The organism is Desulfoluna sp., from assembly GCF_030145185.1.
Lineage (GTDB): Bacteria > Desulfobacterota > Desulfobacteria > Desulfobacterales > Desulfolunaceae > Desulfoluna.
Map to the genome: position 1 here is coordinate 1 of NZ_JAQYWB010000133.1, position 7,242 is coordinate 7,242.

Consider the following 7,242-nt stretch of genomic DNA (forward strand, 5'->3'; position numbering starts at 1 on the left):
ACAGGGCCTGATTTCCATTAAAGAGAAGTGGGTGAAGATCCATTACCCGGCTACGGCCCGGTAATCTTTGTGAACCGCCCGGTGCGGACCCGCATGCCGGGTGGTGTGGGGGCTGGGGGAGAGAAACCCCCGGCTACCCGATTAGACATTTTCAAGGGCATTACGAAGACCATCTGCAATATCTCTACGATTCATATAAGTATAATACCCATTTTTATCAATTAATTCAAAATCCATTGAACCACACCAGCGATTTATCCTTCCATAACCAGGTGCTCTTGGCACGGCGCCATTTTTTCCGGGTGCACAATGCTTGGCAAGGTTCATTCTAAATAATTCTGTCATTCGATAACTATGCTCAAGTTTTTCCCAAGTGTCATTGACGCTATCACGATAATCAGAGTCTTCTTTATATTTAATTAATTGTCTTTTTCTTATTTCAATAGTTATATTGTTAGGATCACCTTGAGACATATTGTCTACTTTTAAATCAATACCCCCATTGTCATGAAGCTTTTGAAATTGAAACTTTCTATCTCGCCACAATCGAAGAGTTTCGTACAACCCATATATCCACATTTGTGACATTGCTGATACTGCCATAGCTGTTTCTGTTGGTGTACGTTCTATTTCAAACCACTCTCTAAGCAAAGAATACTCATATTCTGTAATAACTGAATCGACAATACCGACATTCATTGCTTGCATGCCAAGGTACAAATCGTCTTTGAAGAAAGGTAGCCTCTTCAGGCCCATTGTGATGATACCAAAATTTATGTCATCCCAAACTTTATATGGGATATCGTGCTCATATTCATCATAGTAATCAGTCATGTTCATTCTCGATGTCTAACATTGTGAATAACCCGCAAGTTTTTCTATCTATCACCGCTATAGACATGACATTCGGACAGGATATCCGATATCCAAGGGGATAAAGTGGAAAATTGGAGGGGGTGGGTTCCATGTTTTAATGTTTAATACTACCGAACAGTTTTTCCAGTTATTGTCGATGAGATCATAGTTTGTATCACAAATCAAGAATGGATTATTTCGCCACTCATAACCTCCTTGATTCATGTGGTGATACGTTGATTCTCACCTATTGGCCTTCTGCGCTGATTCCTTCCTGAGTAACCACGAATTATTGATATACCTGCCTTTCGTTTTCCATCTTTGGCCCTTGAATACCGCGATAGGTGGAAATAATTCCATTTGGGGCAGTTGATATGTGCAGATTTCCATGTTTGGGGTTTAATAACCGGTTGTGAATCAAGTTTGTATGCTTCCTTTTATTCAGGGTGCAAAACATGGACGTCGGCCACCGTTTCGGATTTTATCATGGATCATGATGGCCATCGGCATTCAAGGTTTTTCCGCTACAGCGGTTTCCCCTCTCTGGCGGCCGATAATTTTTATGATTCTGCTTTGGTTTTCCCGGCGGAGCCGGATCTGTGCCCATCTGTGTTATCTGTGGCTGAGTTTTGTGGGTTTTATTGCAGGAGACAGGCCCCATACGCTGTACGCCTTTTCCCTTTTTCATGTCTTTCGTGCGTTTCGTGGTCATCCCTTTTCACTTCAGCGGATGTGAAATCAAAAGCGCCTGCCGGTGGCAAGGTGTAAGCACGGCGGCAATCCGTTTTCGAGGTGTTTAAGCCTAAGTGGCTTTGCCACCCTTGCCGCCGGAGGCATTGCTCTTTAGTAATTATTCAGCTTCTCATAGCTTTAAAAAGAGGGGTAATAAAGGGGGGCATCCTTATGTGGTGCCTATCCGACGGTGTTGGGGCTGTGAGGTAGGGTGTGCTTGCGCACCGTGGAGTAACCGCAAGGGTCATGAAAGTCCATGCACGGATGCCCTTCACGCCGCCTGGAAAGGGCAAAAGGCGGCGGTTTTACCAGCAAATGGTGCGCAAGCACACCCTACGAGGTGTCACGTTGCAGGATGTTTTCGTTACTCTGGCCGTTTGAAGTAAATTGGGCTGAATAGTTACTGGCTTTTCAGGCCCTTTTTCGTGTCTTTCGTGCTTTTCGTGATCATCCTTTCCCGTCATTTCAGCGTATGTGATTTGCCCCGAGGAATCCGCCTACGCAAAAGCCTCCGGCGTGACAAGTCCGCCTGCGCCGTGTCAATGCGTCACCATTCGAACAACGCCAATGGGCTACGGCGCGACAAGCGATCCGTCTTCGCCTGCGGCTACGCCGTGACATGGGGGCAAAGCCCAGCGGAAACCTGCTTTCAAGGTGGCCCACCTTGCCGCCGGAGGCCTTCTTTTGCCCCTGTGCTTTTTATTTAATCCCTTTCATGAACTCCGGGCTGAAGAAGGCGGGATTGGGATAGGAGTAGAACCCTTTTTTGGTTTTAATGCCCAGGTTTCCTTCGTCCACGTAGCGTTTGACGAAGTCGGCGTTGCGTTGGGGTTGAGACTTCTCGCTGGTTTGGGCCCAGTAGTCGGTGATTTTCCATATGGTCTCCAGGCCGATGGAGTCCATGATGCCGAAGGGGCCCATCATGGTTTTCATGATACCCATCCAGGCGCGGTCGATGTCTTCCACGGAGGCTACCTCGCGGCTGGCAAGGGTCAGGGCCGAGTCAAAAAGCTGGCTGAGCATGGTGTTAAAGACGTAGCCGTTTTGCTCTTTTTTGAGTTCGATGGGGTATTGGTCGATTTGGAAGACAAACTCGCGGATGGCTTCAAGGGTTTCTTTTGAGGTGCCGGGGTGGGGCATGATGTCGACGATGTTGGTGGTGAGGACGACGTGGAAGTGGAGGGCGGCGAAGCGGTCTGGGCGGCCGGTTGCCTCGGCGATCATGGAGGGGAGCAGGGTGGAGGTGTTGGTGGTGAAGAGGGTGTGGGCCGGGCAGATCTCGTTGAGGGCTGAGAAGACTTTTGCCTTGAGCTTCGGGTCTTCGGGGACGGATTCGCTGACGATGTCGGCGTCTTTTCCTGCCTCGGTGAGGTCCGTGGTGGTGCGAACTCGGGCCATGACACCGTCGTCTGCTTCCTGGGTAACCCGGGCGCCTGCCACCATGAGTTTTCCGAATTTTTTCATGGTAATGAGCGCCTTTTCAAGGGCCTCTTCACTGGTGTCATAGAGCGTTACATCCAGGCCGCAGGCCGCACATTGATAGCCGATTTGCTGTCCCATGGTTCCTGCTCCGACAATCAATACCTTTTGCGTCTTCGCCATGTGTCTCTCCTTTGAGGTTTTTTTGAGATCGTCGTGTCGGGGATATCGCTGTGGGTGACACGGCGTATGGGAAAAAATCAGGCAACAAGCGTGCCACGAATTTAGAGGCCCGTTTGGCGGGCGTATAGAAAGGTGCTGGGGGGAGCCCACGATATATCGCAGTCTTTATCCCTCATATGTGGTGTATCCGCGATATATCAATGATGGAATGGTCGCCGGGGTGTGCTTGCGCACCGCCAAAACTCCGAATGGTTTGCCTTTTGGCTCTTAGCCCTTTTTCGTGTCTTTCGTGTGGTTCGTGGTCATCCCTTTGCTTTTGGATTGTTTCCATATTTTGAAGTCGTTAAAACGATGAAAAACCTAAAAACATGAACTACGAAAGGCACGAATAGGGAACAACCGCAAAAAAAAATCTAATTCCCTCCTATTCACAGCCATGGGTTCCCTGTTCATTCCAGGCTCCAATGTTGCCAACACCTGTGAGATTACGGGGGCGTCGTAGGATGGGCAAAGCGCGAAGCGTGCCCATCTGGCAGTCGGGAAACCCACAACGATGAAAATTACATCAATTTCGACGACGCAGCCTCTTTTCCCGGCGTGATCGGTTGCCCCCGTGCCAGATGGGCACGGCACTACCTTTGCCCATCCTACAGGTTTCCAATAATAACCAGCGTACAGAGATTATGTTGCACCAAACCCTGTTCATTGATCAGTCAAACATGGCTGGGGAAAGATGGTAATTAGAAAAAAAATGGGTACCAAAGAGGCCAGAGCACCTAACCCGAATGTAGGGCGTCACCGGGTATACCCTTCATTAGTCGCAGATTAACGCAGATGGGGGATAACGGGAGAAGGGTGAAGACAGGGGTTGGTCTTTTGGCTCTTAGCCCTTTTTCGTGCCTTTCGTGTGGTTCGTGGTCATTCCTTTGCTTTTGGATTGTTTCCATATTTTGAAGTCGTTGAAACGATGAAAAACCTAAAAACATGAACCACGAAAGGCACGAAAAGCACGAACAGGGAACAACAGCAAAAAAAGGGTATCAAAAGGGGGCAGTCCGCCTGACCCAAAAGGCTAGTTATCACATCCCAGCAATCGACTTCCTTCTATCGGTATCGCGTAAATGCCGCGACGGAGCACGGCGCGCCCGAAAAACAGCTCCGTTGAGACCTGGAAGAGACCTCGGGCCCACGAATGGAAATCCTGCCAGGGTTTTGACAATGGCGTGGTGGCACCACGGCCACCTCCAGCTCAGGGATTTGCGGCACTTTTTGCGTTTCCTTATACTTCACGCGAATGCGGATTCATTTCAGCCCGGAGTGACGACTCCCGATGTGCCCTCGCAGCTTGCTCTCAAGGTGTTTTTGGCTTCAACACATCGACAGCTCATGCACTTGCGATCCCCTGTGCGTCTCCTTGCACGTCACGCGAATGCGGACGCATTTCAGCCCGGAGTGACGACTTTCAATGTGCCCTCTCAGCTTGCTCTCAAGGTGTTTTGGCTTTATCCACCGACAGCTCATGCACTTGCGACCCCCTGTGCGTCTCCTTACACCTCACGCGAATGCGAACGCCTTACAGCCCGGAGTTACGCCCCCCCAAGCGCATTCGCAAACCCGCTTTCGAGGTGGCCCATCTCGCCGCCGGAGGCTTTTTCCCCTTTCCCTTTTCTTTTCCCTTCCTTTCTTCCTTTCTTCCCTTCTGCCCTTAACGCGTTGCCTTGCGCCACTCTTCGTAGCCGCCTTCGAGGTTAAAGGCGGGGGGGAGGTCGGTCATGTCGTGGGCCATCCAGGCCCAGCCTGATCGGACGCCGCCGGTGCAGTAGTAGACGATGGGTTTGTCCAGGGGGACTTTTTTCCTGGTGAGGATTTTTTTCAGTGTCTCTGGCGTGATGGGGGTGCGGGAGGGTTTATCGACCATTTTTTTCCAGGAGATGTGGATGGCTCCGGGGATGTGGCCGGTGATCCATTCCGTGAAGGAGCGGGTGTCAATCAAGGTGAAGGCGCTTGGGGTGCGTTTCAGGTCTTCAGCCGTGATGAAGTGGGCGGGGTTGGGATGGGGGGTGTAGAGTGTCTGGGGACGTGGGGTGTTTTTTCGGTTCAGGGGGAGGCCCTTTTTTTCCCAGCCGGGGAGGCCGCCGTCCAGGAGGTAGACCGGGCCTTGATGCCCGATCCATTCGAGGGTCCAGGCGATCCAGCCTTCACCGCCCCAGGAGTCATCGGCGTCGCCGGTGATGACAATGGGAGAGGTTTCGGTGATACCGATCCGACCCAGGGCGGTGGCCATTTCCTGGGGGGGGAGGGTTCTGTAAGGTATCTTTTGAGCGTCGGTTTTTGTATACTCAACCCAGTTAAAGGAGATGGAGCCCGGGATGTGGCCTTTCGCCCAATCTTTTTGTGGGCGGGCATCCAGGATGACGGGTTTATTCTCCATGGCGATCAGCGTTTCAGGGGCGATCCGCTCCACCGCTTCGGCGGGCAATCCAACGAAAAACATTGTGAACACCAACCAGAGCATGGGTATGAGAGTCGTCTTTCCCTTTTGCATGTGTCTTGTCTCCTGGACGGTCTTATGGTCTTGTCGCGGGCCTTATGCCATGGAACTTCTGATGGTGGCTGCCTGCGTGCAGGGGGGACTGGTCTATGCCGCTTATCGGCTGGCCGATTCAGGGCGGGTTCCCCTGAATATGGGGACCCTTGTGGCGGTGGCGCTGCTGGTGCGTCTTCCCTTTGTTTTTGCTTCCCCCCTTCTTTCAGACGACATCCACCGGTATCTTTTTGACGGGCGGGTGCAGCAGGCGGGGGAGAGTCCCTACGCCTTTTCGCCCAAGGCGTACCCAACCACGGACCCCATTGTGTCGGACCTTGCGGCAAAGGTCAACCATCCGGGATTGGTGACCCTTTACCCGCCTGGAGCCCAGCTTTTTTTTCGTCTGGCCGCCCCCTTTGGCCTGATTGGGATGAAGGGCCTGCTCGTGACGGCCGACATGGTCGGGGTGGGGCTGCTTCTTTTTTTTCTGACACGCCAGGGGCTGCCGGGCTCCCGGGCGGTGCTGTATGCCTGGAACCCTCTGGTGATCTGGGAGATCGCCTGGTCTGGCCACATCGATGCCCTGGCGTTGCCCTTTCTTCTGGGCGCGGGGATGTGGGCCACCGGGACGGGGCGGCGGCAGGTCGCCCTGGCCGGTGGTTTGTTTGCCCTGGCCTTTTGGGTGAAGTTGATGCCGGTGATTTTCATCCCATTTTTTCTTTTTGCGGCAAGGCGGCGGGTGGGGTGGTTTGTGGCGGGCGGGGCTGTTGCCTCGATGTTTCTCGTGGTGCCGTACCTGCCCCATTCGGGGAACGCCTTCAAGACCCTTTGGCTGTACGGGTCCACCTGGGAGTTCTCCGGATTTCTTTTTTGCCTTTTTCGCGACCTGACCGGGATGAATCTGGCGGCAAGGCTGGCCACCGCCGTTCTCTTTTGCTGCGGGGCAGGGGGCGTGCTGTACCGCCAGTGGCGAACAGGGCTGTCTCTGTTTGAGTGTCTGGGATGGGCCGCCAGCTTCTGGCTCCTCACCACCCCCACCCTGCACCCCTGGTATGGCCTTTACCTGGCCCTGTTTCTTCCCCTGATGGGAGGCGCTGCCCGGGACATCATCGCCCCATACTTGCTCACCCTCACCCCCCTCCTGGGCTATGGGGTCTTGACGAATTTTCTTGCCCGAGGAGTCTGGGATGAAGGGGTCTGGATTCCCTTCTGGATCTTTTTTATTCCGGTGTGCGCCTGGGTTGTGGGATGGCATCGGGCGACAGGCGAAAAATCAAAAAGCAAGCCTCCGGCGGCAAGGTGAGCCACCTTGAAAGCGGGTTTGCGAATGCCATACGGATTTTTCACTTACAGGCTGTAATGCATCCGCATTCGCGCGATCTTTGAGGGCATGCGAGGGTCGTCACAAGCGCATAGGTTGAGGGGTTTCAAGCTTGGAGGCAGAGAGAGCCTGGGGCCGAGAGAAAAAAGCGTCAGAGAGCGGCCTCCGGCGGCAAGGTGAGCCACCTTGAAAGCGGGTTTGCGAA

At 53.0% G+C, this 7,242-nt stretch carries 4 protein-coding genes; 1 reads left to right on the forward strand and 3 read right to left on the reverse strand.

Going from position 1 to position 7,242, the window contains the following annotated elements:
- Positions 1–141: 141 nt before the first annotated feature.
- From Q1Q75_RS22150 to Q1Q75_RS22160, 3 genes are all read right to left on the reverse strand, one after another.
- Complete coding sequence (locus Q1Q75_RS22150) at positions 142–834, reverse strand: hypothetical protein (protein WP_300675334.1); 693 nt, start codon at positions 832–834, stop codon at positions 142–144.
- A 1,452-nt stretch (positions 835–2,286) separates the two neighbouring features.
- Entirely contained in the window at positions 2,287–3,189 is a 903-nt protein-coding gene (locus tag Q1Q75_RS22155; RefSeq protein ID WP_300675336.1) for a 3-hydroxyacyl-CoA dehydrogenase, read from the reverse strand.
- A gap of 1,705 nt (positions 3,190–4,894) precedes the next feature.
- Positions 4,895–5,734 carry a sulfurtransferase gene (locus Q1Q75_RS22160; RefSeq protein ID WP_300675338.1) on the reverse strand — a complete coding sequence of 280 codons (840 nt, stop codon included), beginning with the start codon at positions 5,732–5,734 and terminating at the stop codon, positions 4,895–4,897.
- Between the two features lie 49 nt (positions 5,735–5,783).
- Between Q1Q75_RS22160 and Q1Q75_RS22165 the strand changes: the two genes are divergently transcribed.
- Entirely contained in the window at positions 5,784–7,019 is a 1,236-nt protein-coding gene (locus Q1Q75_RS22165; protein ID WP_300675341.1) for a hypothetical protein, read from the forward strand.
- Positions 7,020–7,242 lie beyond the last annotated feature (223 nt).

Excerpts from the sequence above, each read along its gene's own strand:
- Q1Q75_RS22165 (WP_300675341.1), top strand. The coding sequence starts at position 5,784 with ATGGAACTTCTGATGGTGGCTGCCTGCGTGCAGGGGGGACTGGTCTAT.
- Q1Q75_RS22160 (WP_300675338.1), bottom strand. The coding sequence starts at position 5,734 with ATGCAAAAGGGAAAGACGACTCTCATACCCATGCTCTGGTTGGTGTTC.
- Q1Q75_RS22155 (WP_300675336.1), bottom strand. The coding sequence starts at position 3,189 with ATGGCGAAGACGCAAAAGGTATTGATTGTCGGAGCAGGAACCATGGGA.
- Q1Q75_RS22150 (WP_300675334.1), bottom strand. The coding sequence starts at position 834 with ATGACTGATTACTATGATGAATATGAGCACGATATCCCATATAAAGTT.